This is a genomic window from Streptomyces sp. NBC_01217 (assembly GCF_035994185.1).
Classification (GTDB): Bacteria; Actinomycetota; Actinomycetes; order Streptomycetales; family Streptomycetaceae; genus Streptomyces.
On record NZ_CP108538.1, the window covers coordinates 1,347,954 to 1,370,233 of the forward strand.

Sequence of the window (22,280 nt, forward strand, 5' to 3'; positions counted from 1 at the left end):
CGCCTTCCGTCAGACGATCGGCTCGTGGACGGTCACGAGTTTGGTGCCGTCCGGGAAGGTGGCCTCGACCTGGACGTCATGGATCATCTCGGGCACCCCGTCCATGACGTCCTCACGGGTGAGCACCTTGCGGCCTGACGCCATCAGTTCGGAGACCGTACGACCGTCGCGGGCGCCCTCCAGCAGATGCGTGGTGATCAGCGCGACCGCCTCGGGGTGGTTGAGCCGCAGTCCGCGTGCCCGACGCTTCTCGGCCACATCGGCAGCAACATGGATGAGCAGGCGTTCTTGCTCATGTGGGGTCAGTTGCATGCTTCCACCTCACAGTCCTGTGCCCAGTACCGGCCCTGGGCGCAGCGAGACACCAGTCGCGCTCAACAGACTGTTGAACGCCGGACCGGTCTCTCGCGGAGAGGTATTGCACGTTAGAGCCGAAGTTTTTCCGGCGCGTTAACTGATCTTTTGCAGATCCATGGACATCAGGCCACGCAGGCCGCTCTCCAGCGCTTCGGGCTCGGCGTCACCGAACATCGCCAGCTGGGCGATGAATCCCTGCGCCGTGGCGATCAGTGTGCGGGCCACATGATCGGCGGAGACTTCGGGGGTGAGCAGACCCATGTCGCGGTACACCTCGACCAGCTCCGTCCACGCCGCCCGCAGACCTCCGAAGGCCTCCGCGAGCGTGGCGGCGAGCCGCTCGCTGCGCAGGGTCTCGGACCACACCTGGACGATGAGACCGGCGTAGGCCTGCCGGCCCATTTCACGCCCCGCGCCGTCGAACAGCGAGCGGGCCACCCGGCCGATCAGCACATCGGGAGCAGGCAGCGGCGTGACACGCGCCGCCTCCTCGAAGGCCTGCCTGACGCCACCGACCGCCTCCCCCGCGATGGCCGCGATCAGGTCCTCCTTCCCGCTGAAATAGCGGTAGACGGCCCCGGCCGACAGGCCGACCTCCTTGAGCACGTCCTGCATCGACGTGCCGTGAAAGCCGTCGCGCGCGAAGCAGCGCGCCGCGCCCTCGATGATCTGACGGCGGCGGGCGTCGAGGTGTTCCTGGGATACGCGGGCCATACCCGAAACCTAAAACGAACATTCCTTCTTGACAAGTTCCGACACCGGGTCGACAGTGACCACCAAATAAAACGAACGATCCTTCTCTTTGAATCGAGGCCTCTCGTGCCCGCTGCCCAAAACCGCCGCACGGTGGCGGTCATCCTGCTGATCCCCGTGGTGGTGATGCTCGCCCTGTGGGCCTTCGCCTGGCCCGCGGCCCGGATCGCGCCGCACGATCTGCCCGTCGGGGTGGCCGGTTCCGCGCCGGCCGCCGAGCGGCTCCAGCAGCAGTTCGAGCAGCGCGAGGGCGCTTTCGATGTCCACCGCTACGCCTCCGAGGCCGACGCCCGCCGCGCGATCGAGAACCGGTCCGTATACGGCGCGGCCGTGGCCACACCCCAGGGACCGCGACTGCTGACCGCGTCCGCGGCGAGCCCGGTGGTGGCCCAGCTGCTGCGCGAGGCCGTCACGGCCCGGGCCCCCGAGGGCGCTCAGGTACAGGTCACGGATGTGGTGGCGACGCCTGCCGGGGACCCGCGCGGCAGCGCGCTCGGCGCGAGCTTCCTCCCACTGGCGATCGCGGGCGTCCTGTCGGGCTCGGCGGTCACGATGCTGCGGCTGCGCGCGGGCCGGGCCGCGCTGGCGCTGATCGGCGCGGCCGCGTCGGCCGGGATCGGTGCGGCGGCGCTCACCGACAACTGGCTCGGAGTGATCACCGGCGACTGGTGGGCCGAGGCCGGAACGTTCGGACTCACCGCGCTGGCCATCGGCGGCACGGTGGCGGGGCTCGCCGCGCTGATCGGTCCGCCCGGCACAGGCATCGGCGCCCTGCTGATGGTGCTGCTCGGAAATCCGTTCTCCGGCGTCAGCAGCGCGCCCGAACTGCTGCCCCGGCCGATCGGAACGATCGGACAGCTGCTGCCGCCAGGTGCGGGCGGCTCACCGCTGCGGTCTGTGGCCTTCTTCGACGGCAGCGGCGCGGGTGGCGCGCTGCTCACGCTCGTGCTGTGGGCAGCACTCGGGCTGACGGCGGTGCTCATCGGCAAACGGCGCCGGACACGACCCCCGGCCACACCCGCGCTCCGCACCCCGGAGCCGGCCCTGGCGGGCTGACCCCGTTCGAGCACGCCGTGCACCCCCGTCGCAGCAGGCGCCGGGGGTGCACGGCATTTCGACGTCACGGACCATCAGCGCGGCACCCGGCCGCCCGGCTCGCCATGCGCTCAGCTGCCCGGATCGCGGTGCCCCCTGTGCTCGGCCGCGATGCCGAAACGCCGCCGTTCACCGGGAGCGGACACCGAGGAGCCGATCGAGGAGACCGAGCTGATCACCTGCTCCTCGGCAGCCGCCTCGTCCTTTTCGAGTCGCTCCAGGTCAGCGGCCGAAACGAGCGCCACGAGCGGCTTGCCGTGCCGCGTCACGACCACTCGCTCGCCGCCGTAGACGACACGGTTGATCAGTTCGGCGAGCTCAGCTCGGGCTTGCGTCACCGGAATCTCGTAGGCCATGCTCCCCATCATAACCTTCTGTACGTCCTGTACATTTTTCACAGAAGCTTGCACAGGGCCCCGTACAGACCCGGAGGAGAGGCTTCGCCATGCTGTTCCGCCCCACCGCCCGTTACGTACTGCCCGAGTTCACCGAACGCACGACCAACGGCACCCGCACCCTCGACCCGTACTCGAAGCTGCTCTCGGAACGGATCGTCTTCCTCGGCACCCCCGTCGACGACACCGCGGCGACCGATCTGATCGCCCAGTTCATGCATCTGGAACACGACGCCCCGGACCGGCCCATCTCCCTCTACATCAACTCCCCCGGCGGCTCGTTCAGTGCCATGTCCGCGATCTACGACACGATGCAGTACCTCAACTGCGAGGTGGAGACCTACTGCCTCGGCCAGGCCGGTTCCTGCGCATCCGCGCTGCTCGCAGCGGGCGCCCCCGGCCGACGGCACGCACTGCCCGGAGCCAGGGTCGTGGTGCGGCAGCCCGAGCTCTCCGAGCCGGTGCAGGGCCAGCCGTCCGATCTGCAGATCGAGGCACAGGAATTGGAGCGGCTCCGCAAGATGCTGACCACACTATTGGCTCGTCACACCGGCCGCGGCGACGAGCAGATCTCCTCCGACATCGAGCGCGATCTCATTCTCGACGCGGCGGGCGCCAAGGCGTACGGCCTGGTGGACCACGTCATGGAGAACCGGAAGTCGTCGCTCCCGCCGCACGGGACGAGGTGAACGCCCGATGCGACCACCGGAGTTGCCGCCGCTGCCCGCGCTGACGCGCGCCGAGGGGGAGTTCATCGACTGCTACCTCGAAGTCCTCGACCAGCTGGGCCGGATCAACCCGGCCCGCGGCAGCGACACCTACGGTGCGCTGCGCGCCGCACAGGCGCTGGCCTCGCGGGCAGGGGCGCTGCGGGACGCCCTGGCATTGATGCACGAGCGCGGCGAATCGCGGATCCACTCCGCCACCCTGGCGCGGGCGCTGCGCGTACTGGACGGGGAACGCCGGGCCGGCCGCGTCACCGTACCCCCCGCCCAGGCCAGATGATCACCGCATCGCATCCGGCCCCGGCCGGTTCCGGTCAACTCCCCCGCACGACACGCCCGGCACACGCATCGAAATTCCTAGCTCGTTCGGCGTAGGAAATCCTCTTTGTGAGAGATATTCCAACTTGCGCTTTTTGTGAGGGCGGTGAGCCGAATCTGTCATTCCACCCCTGGTACGGGACCGGACCGCGCGACCGCCGCAGTGGCCGGAATCGCCATCTCCACCCGAACGGGTCATTCGTGAGGAGTCGCATATATCGCCGATTCTTCTCGGATTTCCGGCAGCCGGTGAGTCAAGATCCCTGGGACGACAAGCCCCCGCCACCGCGGCGGGGCGGTCCGGGCGGACGCCGAGTCCTGCCGCTGTCCGGATGACTGGTCGACAGAAGTGGATCGGCAGGAATGGAGGACCCGAGCACAACGGGCCGGCCGGAACATCGGCCGGCCCTCGGGGTGAAGCCGCCGTGCGCGGCCGGGCAACTTCGCCAGCCCGAACCCGACAGGTCATCCTTCACAGGCGGCTGACGAAGGGTTGCGCATGACTGCGCAGGTTCATGTCCCGTCTCTGCTCGCCCGGGCCGGCACGGCCTCGGTTCTCACACTGGCCGCTGTCGGCGGCACCATGCTCGCCCCGGGCGCGACGAGCCAGGCCCAGGCGGCGACGCTCTCGATGAAGGCGCTCCACATCGCCGCGTCGAAGAAGGGGGCGCCGTACAGGTGGGGGGCCACCGGGCCCAGCCGCTTCGACTGCTCGGGGCTCACGGCCTACTCGTTCAAGAAAGCCGGCAAGAAGCTCCCCCGCACGGCCCAGCAGCAGTACAACAAGACCCGCCATATCCCGGCCTCGCGCAGGCAACGCGGCGACCTGGTCTTCTTCCATTACGGCCGCGCCATCTACCACGTCGGGATCTACGCCGGTAAGGGCAGGATCTGGCACTCGCCGCGCACCGGTTCGGTGGTCCGGCTGGAGAAGATCTGGACGAAGAGGGTCTACTACGGGCGGGTCCGCTGACATCCGTCCGGGCCGCTGATCCGCTTGTCGCGCAGTGCAGCACTCGTTGATCAGCGCGGCAGTCGTTGCTCAGTGCAGCAGGGGCCCGGACACCAGCACCAGCCCCAGCGCGGTGAGCGCCGCGCCGCTGCCGCCCTCGATGGCGCGGGCGGTACGCGGCCGGCGCAGCCACCGGCCCAGCCGGTCCACCAGGAGCGCCACGGCGGGGAACCAGATCAGCGCCAGCAGCACGACGATCGCCGCGAGTAGCAGCGTCCTCGGGAGCGGCGGCTGCCCGTCGGGAACGAACTGCGGCAAGAGGCTCAGGAAGAGCACCGGCGCCTTCGGATTCAGGGCGTTGGTCAGGAAGCCCTGGCGCAGCGCGCGTACGGTCCCCTGCCCCGCCGGTCCGTCCACGGCCTCACCCGCCTCGCGCGTGGCGCGGCGCCGTGCCGCGCACAGGGCGCTGATTCCGAGGCAGAGGACGTAGGCCCCGCCGAGCAGCTGGACGGTACGGAACAGCACGGGCATCGTCACCAGCACCGCGGCGAGCCCGGCAACGGCCAGCGCGGTGTGCACGAGCAGTCCCCCGGCAACACCCAGCGCGGTCGCCACGCCCGCCGACCGGGAGGCGAGTGCGTTGCGTACGACGACGGTGAAGTCCGCGCCCGGCAGCGCGACCATTCCCGCGGCGACCCCGGTGAAGGCGATCAGTTGTGCGTCCATGGGTCCACCCTGACCCGGCGGAGCCTTTAGCGTGTACTTGCAATCTTCTGGGTCTGCCAAAAGGAACGCTTAATGTACGACCCGACACGGCTCGCGGCGCTCGTGGCGGTCGCCGAGGCCGGATCGATCACCCGGGCCGCCGCCCGCCTCGGCTACACCGCACCGGCGCTCTCCCAGCAGATCGCCAAGCTGGAGCGGGAGTCGGGCGCCGCACTGCTGGTGCGCCATCACAGGGGGGCCCGCCTCACGGCCGCGGGCGAGCTGCTGCTGGGACGCGCCCGGCGGATCCTTGACGAGATGGACCTGGCCCGCCATGAGCTGGCCCGGCTCTCCGGGCTCTCCGGCGGGCGCCTGAGGGTCGGCACGTTCACCACTGCGGGCATCCATCTGCTGCCGCCGGTGCTGAGCGCGTTTCGCCGCGCCCATCCGGATGTGGAGCTGGCGGTCGCCGAGTACGAGCCGCCGGACGGGGTGACGGCAGTGGCCGAGGGCGAGGTCGACCTCGCACTGACCCATGTGTACGAGCCGGCGGCCGCGGCGGCCTGGCCCTCCGGGGTGTTCGCCGAACCGCTGCTGGTCGAGGAGCTGGTGCTGATCACGGCGGTCGGTCAGATGCTGGCCGAGGGGACCGGGAGACTGCCGGTGACGGAGCTTGCGGGGCGGCCTCTGATCAGCAGCGCGCCGAGGCATCCGCCGCGTCGTGGGGTGGAGCAGGCGCTGGCCGAGGCGGGGGCGACCCCTGCCGTGGTCTGCGAGTCGCCCGGTTATGCGCTGGTGTGTGCGCTGGTCAGCGCGGGCATCGGAGTGGCGGTCGTGCCGGAGATGGTTGCCGCGATGTCGTCGACGCCGCTGTCCGTGCGGCGACTGGAACCCGCTTCGTACCGGCGGACGATCTCGATGGTGCACCGCGGAGACCGGGCGAGCGCCGCCGCCGCGACACTCCAGGCGCTGTTGCGCAGTGGTTTCGGGCGGGCGGGCTCGGCTCAGCGGTCGAGCGGTGAGGCGGGGTGACCAGGCGGCCGGGAGGCGGGGAGCGGGCGGATCGGACGGCCGGTCAGCTCTGCACGGGGACGCTCCAAGGGAGCTCGATCCAGACCGTCTTGCCGCCGTCGGCGGTGGGGGTGACGGTGAGCCTGCCCCCGCACTCCTTGGCCAGACAGCGGATGATCACCATGCCGCGTCCGTTGTCCTGTTGAACGGCCGCGGGCAGCCGCCGGGGCCGGCGCGGGTGACTGTCCGTCACCCCCAGGTGCAGTTGTTCCTCCCGCTCCAGCCTCAGGTCCACGGTGAAGGTGGGCGACTGTCCGAAGGTGTGCTGGACGGCGTTGGTCGCGAGCTCCGAGACGATGAGCTGGATGCTGTCGGCGTACTCCGTGCCGGCGGCTAGGTCCTGTACGGAGTTCAGATCACGGTTCGGGTAATCCGCAGCGCGGAACCGTGTGCGCTTGATAGGCCATCAGGTATGGCACGTGGCGATGTGACCGATGAGCAGTGGTCCCTGATTGAGCCCCACCTCCCGCTGGGAGTATCCGGACCCATACCTGACCTGCGAAAACACTTCAACGCGACGATGTGGCGGTTCCGCACCGGCAGCCCCTGGCGAGACGTGCCTGCCGAGTACGGTCCGTGGTCGAGCGTCTACGACCGCTTCCGTATCTGGACGCGCGAGGGCGTCTTCCAGCACCTGATGGAGACGGTCATCGGTTATGCCGCAGAACGCGGTGAGGCAGACCTGTCGCTGGTCAGCGTGGACTCTGCTACCTCCCGCGCTCACCACCACGCCGCCGGGATGGTTCTGGACGAAGAGCAGTTGGAAGCGCTGGTGGAGGCCGCAGAGTCCGAAAAGGGGGCGGGAAGAAGGGACGGGAGCCGCAATACGATCAGGACGGGGACCCGGAACGAGCCGAGCGGCAGCGGTTGCGGCGACGCCGCCGGGCCCGTTTGAAGGCTGCTGAGCTCGGTCGTTCCCGGGGCGGGCTGACCAGCAAGGTGCACTTGTCAGCCGAACGGCGCTGCCGTCCACTGTCGTTCGTCCTCACCCCCGGCCAGGCCGGTGACAGCCCGCAGTTCGCGCGGGTCGTGGACAAGATCAAGGTCCGTGGCAGGAGGGGCCGGCCCCGCACCCGCCCGGACGCGGTCGCCGGCGACAAGGCGTACTCCTCCCGCCGCAACCGCGCCTACCTGCGCAAACGCCAAATCCGGGCGGTGATCCCGGAGAAGGCGGACCAGACGGCCAACCGCAAAAAGAAGGGCTCGCGCGGAGGCCGCCCCGTCAGTCACGACGCCGAGCTGTACAAGGACCGCAACACGGTCGAGCGGTGCATCAACCGGCTGCGCAACTGGCGCGGGATCGCCACCCGCTACGACAAGACTCCCGAGAGCTACCTGGCCGGACTCCACCTGTGCGGCACGATGCTGTGGCTACGCAGCATCACCCGACGAGCATGATCTGAACTCCGTACAGGACCTAGTCCCCAATCGGTCAGCGCGCCGGCCACATATCTCCGGGCCGCCGAGACCGAGACCGGGTCGCTCGGCAGAGTGACGCTTGCTTCTTGATGGTCTGCCATGGCGAGCCGCCCCTTTCCCACCTGGACCGGCCCGCGACCGGTCCCGGTTGTGCTACGCGCCAGATTGCCACCGATGCTGCCCTCCGTGACGGCGATCCACCAAGATATGCATATATCTGTCGCTCGATGCGGTGAACCCTGCCCCACAAGACCGTATGCAGGCGTCACACTGTCCGCTCGGCAGGAAAGGGAGGGAGGCCGCGGATGCACCACGGCCCTGCGGTACGGCGCCGCAAGCTCGGGGAGGAGCTGCGGAGTCTGCGCCATGCGTCGGAACTGACCAGTCGGGACGCCGCGCGGATGCTCGGCTGGCATCAGTCGAAGGTGAGCCGGATCGAGACCGGTGTCAGTGGGGTGCGGCCGGCCGATGTCACCCGGCTGCTGGACGCGTACGGCGTGGACGACACGCAGTTGCGGGCGCTCCTGGCGACGCTGGCGGGCTCGGCGGGCGGTGGCGGCACCGGATGGTGGCATGCCTATCGCGGTCTGATCCCGCCGCAGTACCGCGACTTCATCAGTCTGGAGTCCCAGGCGCGGACCGCACGGACCCTGGAGACCTCGGTGGTGCCGGGGCTCCTGCAGACGGCCGATTACGCGCGTGCGGTGACCCGGGCATCGCTGGACGGGCTGCCCGCGGGCCAGTTGGACTCCCTGGTGGAGGTGCGGCTCGCCCGGCAGGGGGTGCTGCGGACCGATCCGCCGCTGCGGCTCAGTGCGGTGCTCGACGAGGCGGTGCTGCGGCGTGAGGTCGGCGGGCGCCGGGTGATGAGGGACCAGCTGCGCCATCTGACCCGTGTGGCTCAACTACCCCACGTGGAACTCCAGTTGTTGCCGTTCTCGGTCGGTGGCCACGCCGGCCTCACCGGACCTTTCGTTATCTTCTCATTTCCGAACACTTCTGATCTGGACGTGGTGGTTCTCGACCATTTGACGAGTAGCCTCTATCTGGAGCGGAAAGAAGACCTTGAGGCGTACAGCTCGGCCTTCCACACGATGCAGGCACACGCGCTGTCGCCGCAGCACTCGTTGGATCTCATCGCCGCGATCGACCGCGACGGCCGGTGAGCCAGAACCGCCCGAGGGGGCCTCATGCCGGATTGCCTCGCACAGCACGAGTTACGGTGGCGGCGCAGCAGCCGAAGCACGGGTATGAACAACTGCGTGGAGACCTCGCCGTTCGGTGACGGGCGGCTGGCCGTGCGGGACTCCAAGGACGTGTCCAGGCCACCCCTGCGGTTCTCCGCGGCGGCCTGGACATCCTTCGTCTCCGGTCTGCACCGGGCTCCGGTCAGCTGACGGGAGCGGCCCGCAGCACGACGGCCACGGCGGCGGCGATCTGGTCCCTGGTCAGATCGGCTCGCGCGGTCAGCCGCAGCCGGGAGACACCGTCCGGCACCGACGGCGGCCGGAAGCACCCCACCGCGATTCCTTCGGTGCGGCAGTCGGCCGCCCAGCGCACCGCCGCATCCGCCGAGGGCGCCCGCACCGAGACCACGGCGGCGTCGGGGCGTACGGCGGTCAGACCGGCCTCGGTCAGCCGCTCGTGGAGGGCGGTGGCGACCGCACGGGCCCGGCCGGCGCGTTCCGGCTCGCGGCGCAGCAGCCGCAGGCTCCCGAGGGCGGCGCCCGCCGCGGCCGGTGCGAGGCCCGTGTCGAAGATGAACGTACGGGCCGTGTTGACCAGATGCTCGATGACCCGGGCCGGGCCGAGGACCGCTCCGCCCTGGCTGCCCAGGGACTTGGAGAGGGTGAGCGTGGTGACGATTCCCTCCCCGCCCGCGAGTCCGGCGGCGGCGAGTGCGCCCCGGCCGCCTTCGCCCAGCACTCCGAGGCCGTGCGCGTCGTCGACGAGCAGTGCGGCGCCCTCCGCCCGGCAGACACCGGCCAGTTCGGGCAGTGGTGCGGCGTCGCCGTCGACCGAGAAGACCGAGTCTGTGACCGCCAGCGCGCGCCCGCCGTGCGTCTGCAGGGCCTTGCGTACGGCATCGGGATCGGCATGCGGCACGACGGCGGTCTCGGCCCGCGAGAGCCGGCAACCGTCGACGATCGAGGCGTGGTTGCCGGTGTCGGAGACGATCAGCGATCCCCGGCCGGTGAGCGCGGTGAGGGCGGCGAGATTGGCCGCGTAGCCCGATGACAGCACCAGTGCCGCCTCGAAGCCACAGAAGTCGGCCAGTTCTCGTTCGAGTTCGGCATGCAGGGCGGTCGAGCCGGTGACGAGCCGCGATCCGGTCGCCCCCGCACCCCACCGGCGCGCGGCCTCGGCGGCGGCGGCGGTGATCTCGGGGTGCCGGGTCAGGCCCAGATAGTCATTGCTCGCGAGGTCCAGGAGTTCCGGTTCGGCGGGCCGGGGGCGGAGCGTGCGGACGAGTCCGGCGTCCGCACGGCGGCGCGCCTCGTCATCGATCCAGTCGAACGGGGCGAAGGGCATGAGCGGTCCCTTTTGTAGGCAGCTCACAGACCCTAACCGGGGGCGCAGCAGGTCATGGTGTGGCAATACACACACCCTCGACAGGCTCTGTTGTCCGGTTCCTCCTTGGCTGCAGGCCATGCCGTAGGCCAGGATCAACGCCATGGACCTCCTGAACACGCTGGTGGACAAGGGGCTGCGGCGCGAGCTGCCGACCCGCGAAGAAGCGCTCGCCGTACTGGCGACCCCGGACGACGATCTGCTCGAAGTGGTGGCCGCGGCCGGAAAGGTGCGCCGTCAGTGGTTCGGGCGGCGCGTGAAGCTGAACTATCTGGTCAATCTGAAGTCCGGGCTCTGCCCCGAGGACTGCTCCTACTGCTCGCAGCGGCTCGGCTCGAAGGCCGAGATCCTCAAGTACACGTGGCTGAAGCCGGACGAGGCGTCGAAGGCCGCCGCCGCCGGGGTGGCGGGGGGCGCCAAGCGGGTCTGTCTGGTGGCGAGCGGTCGCGGTCCGACGGACCGGGACGTCGACCGGGTGTCGCAGACCATCGAGGCGATCAAGGAGCAGAACGAGGGCGTCGAGGTGTGCGCCTGCCTCGGTCTGCTCTCCGAGGGCCAGGCCGACCGGCTGCGGTCGGCGGGCGCTGACGCGTACAACCACAACCTCAACACGTCCGAGGGGACGTACGGGGACATCACCACCACCCACACCTATGCGGACCGGGTGGAGACCGTACAGCAGGCGCAGGCGGCAGGGCTCTCGGCGTGCTCCGGGCTGATCGCCGGAATGGGTGAGAGCGACGCCGATCTGGTCGATGTCGTCTTCTCGCTGCGCGAGCTGGACCCGGACTCGGTGCCGGTGAACTTCCTGATCCCGTTCGAGGGAACACCGCTGGCCAAGGAGTGGAACCTCACCCCGCAGCGCTGCCTGCGCATTCTGGCGATGGTCCGGTTCGTCTGCCCGGATGTGGAGGTCCGGCTCGCGGGCGGGCGCGAGGTGCATCTGCGCTCGATGCAGCCGCTCGCGCTGCACCTGGTCAATTCGATCTTCCTGGGCGACTACCTCACCAGTGAGGGACAGGCGGGGCAGGCGGATCTGGACATGATCGCGGACGCCGGTTTCGAGGTGGAGGGAGCGGGAACGACGACGCTGCCCTCGCACCGTTCGCAGGTGGGTGGCGGCTGTGGTTCGCACGAGGGCGGGTGCGCGCCCTGCGGTGACGCGCCCGCGGAGACCGCGGCCGAGCCCGGCGATGTCCCGGCCGCGCGCACGGATCTGGTGGCGGTCCGCCGTCGCGGTGCGGGTACGGATCTCGCCCCCAATGCCTGAGGCTCTCTCCCCGGCCGAGCTGCGGTCCCTGGACCGGGCCCACGTCTGGCATCCGTACGGCCCGATGCCGGGACGTCAGGAGCCGCTGGTCGTGGAGTCCGCGTCCGGGGTCCGCCTCCGGCTCGCCGAACCGGCCCACGGGCAGCACGAGTTGGTCGACGGGATGTCGTCGTGGTGGTCGGCGGTGCACGGCTACAACCACCCGGTGCTCAATGAGGCGGCACGCGGCCAGCTGGACCGGATGAGTCATGTGATGTTCGGCGGGCTCACCCATGAGCCCGCCGTGCGCCTGGCCACCCGGCTGGTGGAGATCACCCCGGAACCGCTGCGCCATGTCTTCCTCGCCGACTCCGGGTCGGTGTCGGTCGAGGTCGCGGTGAAGATGTGTCTGCAGTACTGGAGCTCGGCCGGGCGGTCGGCCAAGCAGCGGCTGCTGACCTGGCGCGGCGGCTATCACGGGGACACCTGGCAGCCGATGTCGGTGTGCGACCCCGAGGGCGGCATGCACGAGCTGTGGTCGGGTGTGCTGCCCCGGCAGGTCTTCGCGGACGAGCCGCCGGCCGGCTTCGACGCGGAGCCGGACGCCGCGTACGTACAGCACCTGTGGGACCTGATCGGGGAGCACGCCGACCGGCTGGCCGCGGTGATCGTGGAGCCGGTGGTGCAGGGTGCGGGCGGGATGCGGTTCCACTCCCCCGCTTATCTGCGGGTGCTGCGCGAGGCGTGCGACGCGCATGACGTGCTGCTGGTGTTCGACGAGATCGCCACGGGTTTCGGCCGTACGGGAAAGCTGTTCGCCGCCGGGCACACGGGCATCTCGCCCGATGTCATGTGCGTGGGCAAGGCACTTACCGGCGGCTATCTGACGATGGCGGCGACGCTGTGCACCTCACGGGTGGCGCAGGGCATCTCGCGCGGCGAGGTACCGGTGCTGGCGCACGGGCCGACGTTCATGGGCAACCCGCTCGCCTCCGCGGTGGCGTGCGCCTCCATCGACCTGCTGCTCGGACAGGACTGGGAGAAGGAGGTCGAGCGGATCGGCGGCGCGCTGCGCGACGGTCTCGCCCCGGCCGCGAAGCTGCCCGGGGTGCGGGATGTGCGGGTGCTGGGCGCGATCGGCGTCGTACAGCTGGATCACGAGGTGGACATGGAGGCCGCGACCCGGGCGGCGGTACGGGAAAGCGTGTGGCTGCGGCCGTTCCGCGATCTCGTCTACACGATGCCGCCGTATGTGACGGGTGACGAGGATGTGGCACGGATCTGCCGTGCCGTGTGCGCGGCCGCGCGGGAGGGCTGAGATGACGGTTCTGGTGGTGACGGGTACCGGCACGGAGATCGGCAAGACGGTCGTGACCGCGGCCGTGGCGGCGGCCTGCCGGGACCGGCGCGTCGCGGTGCTCAAGCCCGCGCAGACGGGGCTGGCCCCCGGCGAGCCCGGCGATGCCGCCGAGGTGGCACGGCTGGCGGGCGGCCATGTGACCGCGGTCGAACTGGCGCGGTTCCCCGAACCGTTGGCACCGGCCACGGCCGCCCGCAGGGCCGGTCTGGCGCCGGTACGGCCGTACGAGATCGCCGAGGCGGCCGAGAAGCTGGCGGCCGGGCACGATCTGGTGCTGATCGAGGGCGCGGGCGGCCTGCTCGTACGGTACGACGACGAGGGCGCGACCCTGGCCGATGCGGCCCGGCTGCTGGGCGCGCCGGTCCTGATCGTGGCACCGGCCGGGCTCGGCACGCTCAACGCCACCGCGTTGACCTCGGAAGCTCTGCGGGCCCGGGGGCTGGAGTGCCGCGGTGTGGTGGTGGGCAGCATGCCCGCCGAGCCGGACCTCGCGGCGCTCTGCAATCTTCAGGACCTTCCGGTGGCCGCGGGCGCCCCGCTGCTGGGTGCGGTGCCGGCCGGTGCGGGGGCGCTGGCGCCCGCCGAGTTCCGCGCCAGGGCGGGGAGTTGGCTGGCGGCGGAACTGGGCGGGAATCGGCGGGCGGACTGAGCGGCTGAGCCGCGCGGGACGGGGAAGAATCAAGGTAGCCCTACCTTTCCGGTCGAGCGCCGTGTCGAGGAGGTCCGCCATGCGTCTGCGCAGCACGAAGATCCTTGAGGACGCCGTGCACCATCCGGTCTTCGCCCGGTTCTACGCCCGGATGAGCGTGGCCGCGGAGACCGGGGCGGGGCTGGCCGCGGTGCGCTCGGAACTGCTGGCCGGTCTGTCGGGCCGGGTCATCGACATAGGGGCGGGCAACGGCCTGAACTTCGCGCACTACCCGCCCGCGGTGTCGGAGGTGGTGGCGATCGAACCCGAGCGCACCCTGCGGCAGTTGGCGGTACGGTCGGCGCTGCGTGCCGGAATTCCGGTGGATGTGGTGCCGGGTGTGGCAGAGGCCCTGCCGGTGAAGAGCGAGGCGTTCGACGGGGCCGTCACGTCGTTGGTGCTGTGCACCGTGCGGAATGTGGAGCGTTCGCTCGCGGAGATCGTACGGGTGCTGCGTCCCGGCGGCGAGCTCCGTTTCTTCGAGCACGTGCGGGCCGATGACCGGGCCATGGCAACGGTTCAGCTGGCGCTGGACCGTACGGTGTGGCCGCTGGTGGCAGGTGGCTGTCACACGGCGCGCGACACCCTGGCCGCCATCGAGCGCGCCGGGTTCACGGTGGAGACGTACCGCAGGGTCAGGATGCCCGACTGGGGAATCCGGCTGCCCACATCGGCGTGCGTGCTTGGCGTGGCGCGGCGGCCGACCGTGGTGAGCTGACGCATCGGCGCGTCACCGCGTGCCCGCGGCGTCACCGATTCATCGGTCCACCGACGCGCACCGGCGGTGTCACAGGCTCCACTGGCGCAGTTCGTCGGCGATGGCCCGGACATCCGCCTTGCCCTCCTTCACGAGCCGGGCCAAGTCGCGCACCTGCTCGGGTGAAGTGATGACCTTCAGTCCGGAGGCGACGAGATAGCCGTAGGCGACGGCCGAGGAGAACAGGGCATTGGAGTGTTCGAGCGCGGGCACATGGAGCAGCAACTGCAGAAGGGATGCGGCCCTGGAGTGCGGGTCGCTGTAGACGGGGCTGCCGAAGATCTCGGCCTCATGGCGGGCCACCGCGGCCACTAGCGCGCCCCAGTCGACGACCTGTGGATCGCCGGGGGTCTTGTGCTCGGCCACCATGAGCAGCCAGGAAAGGTCGATCTGGAGGTTCAACGCGTGCCTTTGCGCTCCGGGCCGAACTCCTCGGCGAACACCGACTCGTACTGCTTCATGAAGTCGGCCGCGGCTTCGACAAAGGTGTGTCCGACCTCGCCCGCATCCTGCTTGACGAGCTCTTCTATGTAGCGGTTCACGCTCATCCCCCTTTGCAGCGCGCGCTGACGCGCGGCCTCGGCGGTGGCCTCGTCCACTCTCACGTTCAGCTGAGTCTTGGGCACTCCATCACGCTAGCGCGGGTCTGCTAGCACCGGCAAGAGGAGCCCTCCGGTGCCCCGTACATCTGTCGGGGAACGACGCCTGCGCCACGGCGCCCTGCCGGCAGCCGATTGCCGCAGCCGCACACTCCCGCCCGAAAGGCCCCTCCTGCCAGCCTCGCCCCAACGCGGTGTCGACCTTGCGGTGTTAAAAAGGGCAATGTGGCCAAACGTTTCGGCCGATTCCGGAACGCACCGGTTCGGTCACTCACGGACAAGCACCCCCGAAGCCTCGCCGGGCAGGTTTTCGCCCTGCAGGTGGCTGTGGTGGTGCTCCTCGTGGCGGCCGCGGTGCTGGCGCTCCTGCTGCAGTCCCAGCACGACACCAACTCGGAGGCGAGACACCGTTCGATCGCCGTCGCGCAGACGTTCGCGCACTCACCGGGCGTCCTGGCCGCGTTGAAGACCCCTGATCCCTCCAAGGTGCTCCAACCGCTCACCGAGGCCGCGCGGAAGGCGGCCGGCGTCGACTTCATCGTGGTGATGAACACCAAGGGGATCCGTTACACGCACCCTCAGCCGCAGCAGATCGGAAAGAAGTTCGTCGGCACCATCGGGCCGTCGCTGGCCGGGCAGGTGTACACCGAGAGCGTCAACGGCCCGCTCGGCCACGAGGTGCAGGCGGTCGTCCCCATCGAGGACCACGCGGACAAGGTCGTGGGCCTGGTGTCCGCCGGCATGAAGGTCGAGAACGTGACCAGCGTGGTGTCCCGGCAGATTCCGATCATCCTCGGTACCGGAGCGGCCGCGCTCGTCATGGCCACGACGGGGACCGCGCTGATCGCCAGACGGCTGCGGCGCCAGACCCACCGGCTGGGCCCGGCCGAGATGACCCGTATGTACGAGCATCATGACGCGGTGCTGCACTCCGTGCGCGAGGGCGTGCTCATCGTCAGCAACGACGGCCGGCTCGTCCTGGCGAACGACGAGGCCAGGCGGCTGCTGGACCTGCCGCAGGATGCCGAGGGGCAGCGCATCAAGGACCTGCCCGGCCTCGATCCCGGCACGGTGGAGCTGCTGACCTCGGGCCGCGCGGCCACGGACGAGGTGCACCTTGCGGGGGACCGCCTGCTCGCGGTCAACCAGCGGACCACCGATCGTCACGGCGGCCCGAAGGGGACGGTCGCGACGTTGCGTGACTCCACGGAGCTGCGGGCACTGTCGGGCAGGGCGGACCGCGCCCGCGAGCGGCTGCAACTGCTGCACGACGCCGGGCTGGGCATCGGCACCACCCTCGATGTGGTGAGCACGGCCGAGGAGCTGGCGAAGGTCGCGGTCCCCCGGCTCGCCGACTTCGTCACCGTCGACCTTGCCGATCCGGTCCTGCACGGCGACGAGCCGACGACCACGGGCGCGGACATGCGCCGCACCGCCGTCCGGGGCATCCGGGACGACCATCCGCTCTACGAACGCGGCACCCTGATCGACTTCCTGCCCTCCACGCCGCAGGCGAAGGCCTTCGGCAGTGGCCGCTCGGAGCTGGTGCCCGACCTGTCCGCCGCACCCGGCTGGCTCGCCCAGGAACCGGAGCGGACACACAGGGTCGTCGAGTACGGCATCCACTCGCTGATCACCGTGCCCCTCCAGGCCCGGGGCGTCATCCTCGGCATGGCCAACTTCTGGCGCTCGGAGAAACCCCAGCCGTTCGAGGAGGACGACCTGTCCCTGGCCGAGGAACTGGTCGCCCGGGCGGCGGTCAGCATCGACAACGCCCGCCGCTACACCCGGGAGCACGCACTGGCCGTGACACTGCAGCGCAGCCTGCTCCCGCGCGCCCTGCCCGAGCAGAGCGCACTCGATGTCGCCCATCGCTACCTGCCCGCGTTCTCCGGGGTGAGCGGCGACTGGTTCGATGTGATCCCGCTGCCGGGCAGCCGGGTGGCGCTGGTCGTCGGGGACGTCGTCGGCCACGGCCTGCACGCGGCCGCCACGATGGGACGGCTGCGTACCGCCGTGCACAACTTCTCCACACTCGACCTGCCGCCCGACGAGATCCTCAACCACCTCGACGACCTGGTCCAGCGCATCGACCAGGAGGAGGTGGAAACGACCGCCGGTGCCGGGATCACGGGCGCCACCTGCCTGTATGCGATCTACGATCCCGTCTCCCGCCGCTGTGCAATGGCGCGGGCGGGGCATCCCCCGCCCGCAGTCGTACGGCCCGACGGCAACGTGACGTTCCCCGATCTGCCGGCCGGGCCGCCGTTGGGCCTGGGCGGCATGCCGTTCGAGACCGAGGAACTGGAGCTGGCGGAGGGCACACAGCTCGTCCTGTACACCGACGGGCTCATCGAGGACCGCACCCGGGACATCGACGTGGGGATCGAGCTGCTGCGCGAAGCCCTGGCGTACCACCCCGACCGGTCGCCGGACGAGAGCTGCCAGGCGGTGCTCGACGACCTCCTGCCCAGCCGGCCCAAGGACGATGTGGCGCTGCTGATCGCCCGCACACGGGCGATCCCGCCCGACCACGTCGCCGACTGGGACGTGCCGTTCGACCCCGCCGCAGTGGCGGGGATGCGCGCCGCCGTGGCCGGGAAGCTCGACGACTGGGGCCTGTCCGAGCTGGCATTCGCCGTGGAACTGGTGCTCAGCGAGCTGATCACCAACGCCATCCGCTACGGCTCCGCACCGGTCACGATACGGCTGCTGCTCGACCGCACCCTGACCTGCGAGGTCGCCGACGGCAGCAGCACCTCGCCCCATCTGCGCTATGCCGCCGCACTGGACGAGGGAGGCCGCGGGCTGTTCCTCGTCGCCCAGCTGACCGAACGCTGGGGCACCCGCTACACCCCCCAGGGCAAGGTCATCTGGGCAGAACTGTCCCTGCCCCGCCCCGACGGGAGCGTGAACGCCGCGGCGTTCCTGGACATCCTCGACGCGGAACTCTGACCGCCGAGCGCAGAGAGGTCCGAGGAGCGGAAATCGTTCGCCGAGCGGGTCCGCGCTCTGCTTGGCTCGCCGGATGAGTGATCTCCACGTCCGTTGCGCCACCCTCACCGATATCGACGCCGTCCTGCGGTTCTGGCGCGAAGCCGCAGAAGGGACGAGTATCAGCGACGACCACGACGGAGTGTCCCGGCTCATCTCGCGAGACCCCGGGGCCCTGCTTCTCGCAGAGCGCGACGGGCTGCTCGTGGGAAGTGTCATAGCCGGTTTCGACGGCTGGCGATGCTCCGCGTACCGGCTGGCCGTACACCCGGACCGGCGCAGGCAGGGCATCGCCACCGCCCTGCTGGAAGCGGCGGAACAGCGGTTCATCGCCCTGGGCGGGCGACGGGTGGACGCCATGGTCCTGGAGGCCAATGAGCGGGCGCACCACACCTGGGCCGCGGGCGGCTACCACCGCGAGGACCACTGGCGGCGCTGGGTGAAGCCCCTCACGGACTGAGACGATCACCCGAGAGGGCGGACGACTTTGCCGATCCTTTACGATGGATGATCTCCCTACCGATCCTTCCGAAAGGTGTGAGCGTCCGCCCATGGGCGAGCCTCCCAGTAGTCACCATCGCCTCAGTCGACATCCTCGACATCTCCGACACCGAGCGATTCTCCTGCCCCTGCCCGATCATGGGACGGAGGTGAACCGATGACGGAAGTGCTTCTGCTGCTCGTGGCGGTGCTGCTCTCGCTCGCCTGTGGCGCCTTCGTCGCGGCCGAGTTCTCACTGACGACCGTCGAGCGCGGCCAGCTCGAACGGGCCGTCGAACAGGGCGAGCGCGGCGCCGCGAGCGCCATGAAGGCCGTACGGAGCCTCACCTTCCAGCTCTCCGGCGCACAGCTCGGCATCACCGTCACCAACCTGGTGGTCGGCATGCTCTCCGAACCGTCCATCGCGAAGCTGATCCGCGGACCGGTGGAGGCCGTCGGCCTGTCCCCCGGGGTGGCGTCCTCCCTGGCCCTCGTCCTGGGAACCGCGCTGTCCACCGTGTTCCTGATGGTCGTCGGTGAACTCGTACCGAAGAACTGGGCGATCTCCTCCCCGCTCGCCGTGGCGAAGTCCGTGGCGACCCCGCAGCGGGCCTTCACCTCGGTCTTCCGGCCGTTCATCAGCCACCTCAACAACACCGCGAACCGGATCGTGCGCCGCTTCGGCCTGGAACCGGCCGAGGAACTGGCCTCTGCCCGCAGCCCGCAGGAGCTGGTGGCGCTGGCCCGGCACTCCGCGAAGGCGGGCGCGCTGGAGGCGGACACCGCGGAGCTGTTCGTCCGCACCCTCAACCTGGCGGAGCTCACGGCGGAGAACGTCATGACCCCGCGGGTCCAGGTCACCGCGCTCGAAATACAGGCGACCGCCGAGGACGTGGCGAACGCCACCCGGGCGACCGGACTGTCCCGCTTCCCGGTGTACCGCGGCAACCTCGACACCGTCGTCGGCGTGGCACACATCAAGGACGTGCTGGCCGTCCCGGCCGAGCAGCGGCCCCGTACACGCGTCTCGGAGCTGCTGCGCGAGCCCCTGCTCGTACCGGAGACCCTCACCGTGGACCGGCTTCTGGACCGGCTGTCCAGCAGGCTCGCCATGGCCGTCGTCATCGACGAGTACGGCGGGACAGCCGGCGTCGTGACCCTGGAGGACATCGTCGAGGAGGTGGTCGGCGAGGTGCGCGACGAGCACGACCCGCACGAGACGCCGGACCTGGCAGCGGCGGGCGAGGACGCCGACGGACGGACCCTGTGGTCGGCCGACGGCGCCGCCCGCATCGACCAGCTGAAGAGGATAGGACTGCGGGTGCCGGAGGGACCGTACGAGACACTCGCCGGAATCATCGCCACCGAGGTCGGCCGCATCCCCGCCGTGGGTGATTCGATCGAACTGGCCGGCTGGCGGGTCGACGTGGTGGACGCCTCCGGGCGCCGTGCCGCGCGGGCGCTGCTGCATGCGCCGCTGCCCGGCGACGACGAGCAGGCAAAGGACGCACGATGATCGCCGTCCAGCTCTTCATCGGACTGATGACCCTGGTCTTCAACGCCTTCTTCGTCGGCGCGGAGTTCGCGCTGATCTCCGTACGCCGCAGCCAGATAGAACCGGAGGCGGAGAACGGAAACCGGCGGGCGCGCAGCGTCATCTGGGGCCTCGAACACGTCTCGGCGCTGCTCGCGGCGGCGCAGTTGGGCATCACCCTGTGCACCCTGGTCCTCGGCATCGTCGCCGAACCGGCCATCGCGCATCTGCTGGAGCCCGTCTTCGACGCGGTGGGCGTGCCGCACGGACTGGTCCATCCGATCTCGTTCGTGATCGCGCTGTCCGTGGCGACGTATCTGCACATGCTCCTCGGCGAAATGGTGCCGAAGAACATCGCCCTGGCCGAGCCCGTACGGACCGCACTGCTGCTCGGACCACCGCTGGTGACCCTCGCCCGGGCGCTGCGCCCGGTGATCTTCGCCATCAACGCCTTCGCCAACGCGCTGCTGAAACTCCTGCGGGTCGAGACGAAGGACGAGGTGTCCGCCACGTTCTCCGACGACGAACTGGCCCGGCTGGTGAAGGATGCCGGGGCTGCCGGGCTGGTCGACGACCGCGCGGCCGAACGGCTGCACCACGCCCTTGAGCTGGGCCGTCGCCCGGTGCGGGATGTGGTCATGCCGGTCGAGCGAGTGGTCTACGCCAGGATCGGGACGACGCCGGAACAGCTGGAACAGCTCTCGTACGAGACCGGTTTCTCGCGCTTCCCGGTGATGGACAGCGAGGAGCGGATCCTGGGCTACCTCCATGTGAAGGACGCCCTGGACGCCACACCGCGCGATGTGCCGTTCCCCGTGACGGCGATGCGCCCGATCGCCCGGGTACGGGCCGCCACACCGCTCGACGACGTACTGACCGCGCTGCGGCGCAGCCGTACACATCTGGCGGCGGTTCTGGACGAGGACGAGCGACTGGCCGGAATGGTCACGATGGAGGACGTGCTGCGCGAACTGGTGGGACGGCCGAAGGCGCGCTGACCGTTCGGTGGGCGCTGTGAGGCGGGATGGGGTGGGGCGTGGTGCGCGTTCGGCCGCGCCCCATCCGCGACCGTCGCGGGAGGAGGCCGGAGCCCACCGCGATACGATCGCAGCGCCATGGAAATGAATGCCTCCTACACCAGCCTTGTCGCGGTCGGCGACTCGTTCACCGAGGGCATGTCGGACCTGCTGCCCGACGGCTCCTACCGGGGCTGGGCCGATGTCCTCGCCGGACGGCTCGCGGTCCGCACGCCGGGATTCCGATACGCGAATCTCGCCGTACGAGGCAAGCTGATCAGCCAGATCGTCGACGAGCAGGTCGATGTGGCCGCCGCCATGCAGGCGGACGTCATCACGCTCGTCGGCGGTCTCAACGACACGCTGCGGCCCAAGTGCGACATGGGCATGGTCCGCGGACGGCTCGAAGAAGCCGTGGAGCGGCTCGCGCCCTCGTGCAAGAAGCTCGTGCTCATGCGCAGCCCCGGTCGCAACGGCCCGGTGATGGAACGTTTCCGTCCGCGGATGGAGGAGCTGTTCACACTCGTCGACGACCTGGCGGCCCGCCACGGAGCATCGGTCGTCGATCTGTACGGAGCACCGGCCCTGGGCGATCCCCGCTTGTGGGACGTCGACCGGCTGCATCTGACGGCCGACGGGCACCGCAGGGTGGCGGAGGCGGTCTGGCAGGCGCTGGGGCTGCCGCCGGAGAACGACTGGCAGACGCCACTGCCGGCCGCCGCGCCCCCGAAATGGGCGATACGACGCGTCGATGACCTCCGTTTCGCCCGCCGGCACTTGCTGCCGTGGATCGGTCGCCGCCTGACCGGCCGCTCGTCCGGTGACGGGCGGACGGGCGCCCAGTACAGCGCCGAACTGGGGAGGGCGTTCTGGGTCACCCCCGAGGACTCCCGTGACCCCGGCCCGGTGGCGACGTGGCGCCAGGTGGATGCGGCTCCGCTCTCGTGAGGCCGGTCGCGTCTCCCCGCTGCTCTCGTAGCGGGAGTCGAGTGACCCCGGTCTCGTAGCAGCCCACGAACCGGACCGCGGCGCCGGGCCGCGGTCGGCTCTGCCCCGGGGCGTCGCACGAGGCACGAGTGCCCACGTAGTAGGCGTGCTCGCAGGCCCGCGGCGTTGCTGGGCAGCGGCGGGACGCGTATCGACCGTCAACACCCGCACCACACATGACGCGCACGCACAAAACCACGGGTCGGGCGACCTCGGCGATCGGTGTCGGCCAGGCCCTGCTGCCGGGTCGCGGCA

At 70.2% G+C, this 22,280-nt stretch carries 23 protein-coding genes and 3 pseudogenes; 17 read left to right on the top strand and 9 right to left on the bottom strand.

The window, feature by feature from the left end:
- Window positions 1-9 precede the first annotated feature (9 nt).
- On the bottom strand, window positions 10-312 hold the full coding sequence (locus tag OG507_RS05660; RefSeq protein WP_327366022.1) for an urease subunit gamma: 303 nt from the start codon (window positions 310-312) through the stop codon (window positions 10-12).
- Window positions 313-450: 138 nt separating this feature from the next.
- On the bottom strand, window positions 451-1,071 hold the full coding sequence (locus OG507_RS05665; RefSeq protein ID WP_327366023.1) for a TetR/AcrR family transcriptional regulator: 621 nt from the start codon (window positions 1,069-1,071) through the stop codon (window positions 451-453).
- 105 nt (window positions 1,072-1,176) lie between these two features.
- On the opposite strand from OG507_RS05665, the gene OG507_RS05670 reads away from it, so the two are divergent.
- The gene (locus OG507_RS05670) at window positions 1,177-2,166 is read left to right on the top strand and encodes an ABC transporter permease (protein WP_327366024.1); all 990 of its coding nucleotides are present in this window, start codon (window positions 1,177-1,179) and stop codon (window positions 2,164-2,166) included.
- Window positions 2,167-2,276: 110 nt separating this feature from the next.
- Here OG507_RS05670 and OG507_RS05675 read toward each other — a convergent pair whose 3' ends face one another.
- On the bottom strand, window positions 2,277-2,561 hold the full coding sequence (locus tag OG507_RS05675; protein WP_327366025.1) for a type II toxin-antitoxin system Phd/YefM family antitoxin: 285 nt from the start codon (window positions 2,559-2,561) through the stop codon (window positions 2,277-2,279).
- Window positions 2,562-2,653: 92 nt separating this feature from the next.
- Here OG507_RS05675 and OG507_RS05680 point away from each other — a divergent pair, with 92 nt between their 5' ends.
- From OG507_RS05680 to OG507_RS05690, 3 genes are all read left to right on the top strand, one after another.
- Window positions 2,654-3,289 (top strand): ATP-dependent Clp protease proteolytic subunit, encoded by a 636-nt coding sequence (locus OG507_RS05680; protein WP_327371875.1) that lies wholly within the window; start codon window positions 2,654-2,656, stop codon window positions 3,287-3,289.
- Between the two features lie 7 nt (window positions 3,290-3,296).
- Complete coding sequence (locus OG507_RS05685) at window positions 3,297-3,605, top strand: hypothetical protein (protein WP_327366026.1); 309 nt, start codon at window positions 3,297-3,299, stop codon at window positions 3,603-3,605.
- A 537-nt stretch (window positions 3,606-4,142) separates the two neighbouring features.
- Window positions 4,143-4,616 (top strand): C40 family peptidase, encoded by a 474-nt coding sequence (locus tag OG507_RS05690; RefSeq protein ID WP_327366027.1) that lies wholly within the window; start codon window positions 4,143-4,145, stop codon window positions 4,614-4,616.
- A 69-nt stretch (window positions 4,617-4,685) separates the two neighbouring features.
- Here OG507_RS05690 and OG507_RS05695 read toward each other — a convergent pair whose 3' ends face one another.
- The gene (locus OG507_RS05695; protein ID WP_327366028.1) at window positions 4,686-5,321 is read right to left on the bottom strand and encodes a LysE family translocator; all 636 of its coding nucleotides are present in this window, start codon (window positions 5,319-5,321) and stop codon (window positions 4,686-4,688) included.
- A gap of 72 nt (window positions 5,322-5,393) precedes the next feature.
- On the opposite strand from OG507_RS05695, the gene OG507_RS05700 reads away from it, so the two are divergent.
- Window positions 5,394-6,332: a LysR family transcriptional regulator gene (locus OG507_RS05700; RefSeq protein WP_327366029.1), complete on the top strand. Its 939-nt coding sequence runs from the start codon at window positions 5,394-5,396 to the stop codon at window positions 6,330-6,332.
- Window positions 6,333-6,375: 43 nt separating this feature from the next.
- Here the strand turns inward: OG507_RS05700 and OG507_RS05705 are convergent.
- Window positions 6,376-6,693 (bottom strand): annotated as a pseudogene (locus OG507_RS05705) (ATP-binding protein); the annotation flags it as partial.
- 90 nt (window positions 6,694-6,783) lie between these two features.
- Here OG507_RS05705 and OG507_RS05710 point away from each other — a divergent pair.
- Window positions 6,784-7,769, top strand: a pseudogene (locus OG507_RS05710) (IS5 family transposase).
- A 20-nt stretch (window positions 7,770-7,789) separates the two neighbouring features.
- Here the strand turns inward: OG507_RS05710 and OG507_RS05715 are convergent.
- Window positions 7,790-7,891 (bottom strand): annotated as a pseudogene (locus OG507_RS05715) (ATP-binding protein); the annotation flags it as partial.
- Window positions 7,892-8,095: 204 nt separating this feature from the next.
- Between OG507_RS05715 and OG507_RS05720 the strand changes: the two are divergent.
- Both OG507_RS05720 and OG507_RS05725 read left to right on the top strand, forming a co-directional pair.
- Window positions 8,096-8,956 carry a helix-turn-helix domain-containing protein gene (locus tag OG507_RS05720; protein WP_327366030.1) on the top strand — a complete coding sequence of 287 codons (861 nt, stop codon included), beginning with the start codon at window positions 8,096-8,098 and terminating at the stop codon, window positions 8,954-8,956.
- A gap of 24 nt (window positions 8,957-8,980) precedes the next feature.
- Window positions 8,981-9,187, top strand: a complete 207-nt coding sequence (locus tag OG507_RS05725; protein WP_327366031.1) for a DUF397 domain-containing protein — start codon at window positions 8,981-8,983, stop codon at window positions 9,185-9,187.
- Here the strand turns inward: OG507_RS05725 and OG507_RS05730 are convergent.
- Window positions 9,180-10,322 carry an 8-amino-7-oxononanoate synthase gene (locus OG507_RS05730; RefSeq protein ID WP_327366032.1) on the bottom strand — a complete coding sequence of 381 codons (1,143 nt, stop codon included), beginning with the start codon at window positions 10,320-10,322 and terminating at the stop codon, window positions 9,180-9,182. The two genes, OG507_RS05725 and OG507_RS05730, sit on opposite strands and share 8 nt — an antisense overlap.
- Window positions 10,323-10,464: 142 nt before the next feature.
- Between OG507_RS05730 and bioB the strand changes: the two genes are divergently transcribed.
- The 4 genes from bioB to OG507_RS05750 all read left to right on the top strand — a co-directional run bounded on the left by bioB (window position 10,465) and on the right by OG507_RS05750 (window position 14,376).
- Window positions 10,465-11,631, top strand: coding sequence for a biotin synthase BioB (gene bioB, locus OG507_RS05735; RefSeq protein WP_327366033.1), 1,167 nt, complete (start codon window positions 10,465-10,467; stop codon window positions 11,629-11,631).
- Window positions 11,624-12,928: an adenosylmethionine--8-amino-7-oxononanoate transaminase gene (locus OG507_RS05740; RefSeq protein WP_327366034.1), complete on the top strand. Its 1,305-nt coding sequence runs from the start codon at window positions 11,624-11,626 to the stop codon at window positions 12,926-12,928. The genes bioB and OG507_RS05740 overlap by 8 nt, the downstream gene beginning before the upstream one ends.
- A 1-nt stretch (window position 12,929) precedes the next feature.
- Window positions 12,930-13,619 carry a dethiobiotin synthase gene (gene bioD, locus OG507_RS05745; RefSeq protein WP_327366035.1) on the top strand — a complete coding sequence of 230 codons (690 nt, stop codon included), beginning with the start codon at window positions 12,930-12,932 and terminating at the stop codon, window positions 13,617-13,619.
- Between the two features lie 79 nt (window positions 13,620-13,698).
- Window positions 13,699-14,376 (top strand): class I SAM-dependent methyltransferase, encoded by a 678-nt coding sequence (locus tag OG507_RS05750; protein WP_327366036.1) that lies wholly within the window; start codon window positions 13,699-13,701, stop codon window positions 14,374-14,376.
- Window positions 14,377-14,445: 69 nt separating this feature from the next.
- On the opposite strand, the gene OG507_RS05755 is transcribed toward OG507_RS05750, so the two are convergent.
- Complete coding sequence (locus tag OG507_RS05755) at window positions 14,446-14,817, bottom strand: fic family toxin-antitoxin system, toxin component (protein WP_327366037.1); 372 nt, start codon at window positions 14,815-14,817, stop codon at window positions 14,446-14,448.
- Window positions 14,814-15,041, bottom strand: coding sequence for a hypothetical protein (locus tag OG507_RS05760; RefSeq protein WP_030921856.1), 228 nt, complete (start codon window positions 15,039-15,041; stop codon window positions 14,814-14,816). The genes OG507_RS05755 and OG507_RS05760 overlap by 4 nt, the downstream gene beginning before the upstream one ends.
- A 198-nt stretch (window positions 15,042-15,239) precedes the next feature.
- On the opposite strand from OG507_RS05760, the gene OG507_RS05765 reads away from it, so the two are divergent.
- The 5 genes from OG507_RS05765 (at window position 15,240) to OG507_RS05785 (ending at window position 21,986) form a co-directional block, all read left to right on the top strand.
- Entirely contained in the window at window positions 15,240-17,969 is a 2,730-nt protein-coding gene (locus OG507_RS05765) for a SpoIIE family protein phosphatase (protein ID WP_442810948.1), read from the top strand.
- 73 nt (window positions 17,970-18,042) lie between these two features.
- Window positions 18,043-18,468, top strand: a complete 426-nt coding sequence (locus OG507_RS05770; RefSeq protein ID WP_327366039.1) for a GNAT family N-acetyltransferase — start codon at window positions 18,043-18,045, stop codon at window positions 18,466-18,468.
- Between the two features lie 198 nt (window positions 18,469-18,666).
- Window positions 18,667-20,004: a hemolysin family protein gene (locus OG507_RS05775; protein ID WP_327366040.1), complete on the top strand. Its 1,338-nt coding sequence runs from the start codon at window positions 18,667-18,669 to the stop codon at window positions 20,002-20,004.
- The gene (locus OG507_RS05780; protein ID WP_327366041.1) at window positions 20,001-21,020 is read left to right on the top strand and encodes a hemolysin family protein; all 1,020 of its coding nucleotides are present in this window, start codon (window positions 20,001-20,003) and stop codon (window positions 21,018-21,020) included. The genes OG507_RS05775 and OG507_RS05780 overlap by 4 nt, the downstream gene beginning before the upstream one ends.
- Window positions 21,021-21,137: 117 nt before the next feature.
- Window positions 21,138-21,986, top strand: coding sequence for an SGNH/GDSL hydrolase family protein (locus OG507_RS05785; protein WP_327366042.1), 849 nt, complete (start codon window positions 21,138-21,140; stop codon window positions 21,984-21,986).
- The last annotated feature ends 294 nt before the right edge of the window (window positions 21,987-22,280 follow it).

Excerpts from the sequence above, each read along its gene's own strand:
- OG507_RS05695 (WP_327366028.1), bottom strand. The coding sequence starts at position 5,321 with ATGGACGCACAACTGATCGCCTTCACCGGGGTCGCCGCGGGAATGGTC.
- OG507_RS05725 (WP_327366031.1), top strand. The coding sequence starts at position 8,981 with ATGCCGGATTGCCTCGCACAGCACGAGTTACGGTGGCGGCGCAGCAGC.
- OG507_RS05730 (WP_327366032.1), bottom strand. The coding sequence starts at position 10,322 with ATGCCCTTCGCCCCGTTCGACTGGATCGATGACGAGGCGCGCCGCCGT.
- OG507_RS05700 (WP_327366029.1), top strand. The coding sequence starts at position 5,394 with ATGTACGACCCGACACGGCTCGCGGCGCTCGTGGCGGTCGCCGAGGCC.
- OG507_RS05770 (WP_327366039.1), top strand. The coding sequence starts at position 18,043 with ATGAGTGATCTCCACGTCCGTTGCGCCACCCTCACCGATATCGACGCC.
- OG507_RS05775 (WP_327366040.1), top strand. The coding sequence starts at position 18,667 with ATGACGGAAGTGCTTCTGCTGCTCGTGGCGGTGCTGCTCTCGCTCGCC.
- OG507_RS05675 (WP_327366025.1), bottom strand. The coding sequence starts at position 2,561 with ATGGCCTACGAGATTCCGGTGACGCAAGCCCGAGCTGAGCTCGCCGAA.
- OG507_RS05690 (WP_327366027.1), top strand. The coding sequence starts at position 4,143 with ATGACTGCGCAGGTTCATGTCCCGTCTCTGCTCGCCCGGGCCGGCACG.
- OG507_RS05720 (WP_327366030.1), top strand. The coding sequence starts at position 8,096 with ATGCACCACGGCCCTGCGGTACGGCGCCGCAAGCTCGGGGAGGAGCTG.
- OG507_RS05685 (WP_327366026.1), top strand. The coding sequence starts at position 3,297 with ATGCGACCACCGGAGTTGCCGCCGCTGCCCGCGCTGACGCGCGCCGAG.
- OG507_RS05740 (WP_327366034.1), top strand. The coding sequence starts at position 11,624 with ATGCCTGAGGCTCTCTCCCCGGCCGAGCTGCGGTCCCTGGACCGGGCC.
- OG507_RS05780 (WP_327366041.1), top strand. The coding sequence starts at position 20,001 with ATGATCGCCGTCCAGCTCTTCATCGGACTGATGACCCTGGTCTTCAAC.
- OG507_RS05750 (WP_327366036.1), top strand. The coding sequence starts at position 13,699 with ATGCGTCTGCGCAGCACGAAGATCCTTGAGGACGCCGTGCACCATCCG.
- OG507_RS05660 (WP_327366022.1), bottom strand. The coding sequence starts at position 312 with ATGCAACTGACCCCACATGAGCAAGAACGCCTGCTCATCCATGTTGCT.
- OG507_RS05785 (WP_327366042.1), top strand. The coding sequence starts at position 21,138 with ATGGAAATGAATGCCTCCTACACCAGCCTTGTCGCGGTCGGCGACTCG.
- OG507_RS05665 (WP_327366023.1), bottom strand. The coding sequence starts at position 1,071 with ATGGCCCGCGTATCCCAGGAACACCTCGACGCCCGCCGCCGTCAGATC.
- bioD (WP_327366035.1), top strand. The coding sequence starts at position 12,930 with ATGACGGTTCTGGTGGTGACGGGTACCGGCACGGAGATCGGCAAGACG.
- bioB (WP_327366033.1), top strand. The coding sequence starts at position 10,465 with ATGGACCTCCTGAACACGCTGGTGGACAAGGGGCTGCGGCGCGAGCTG.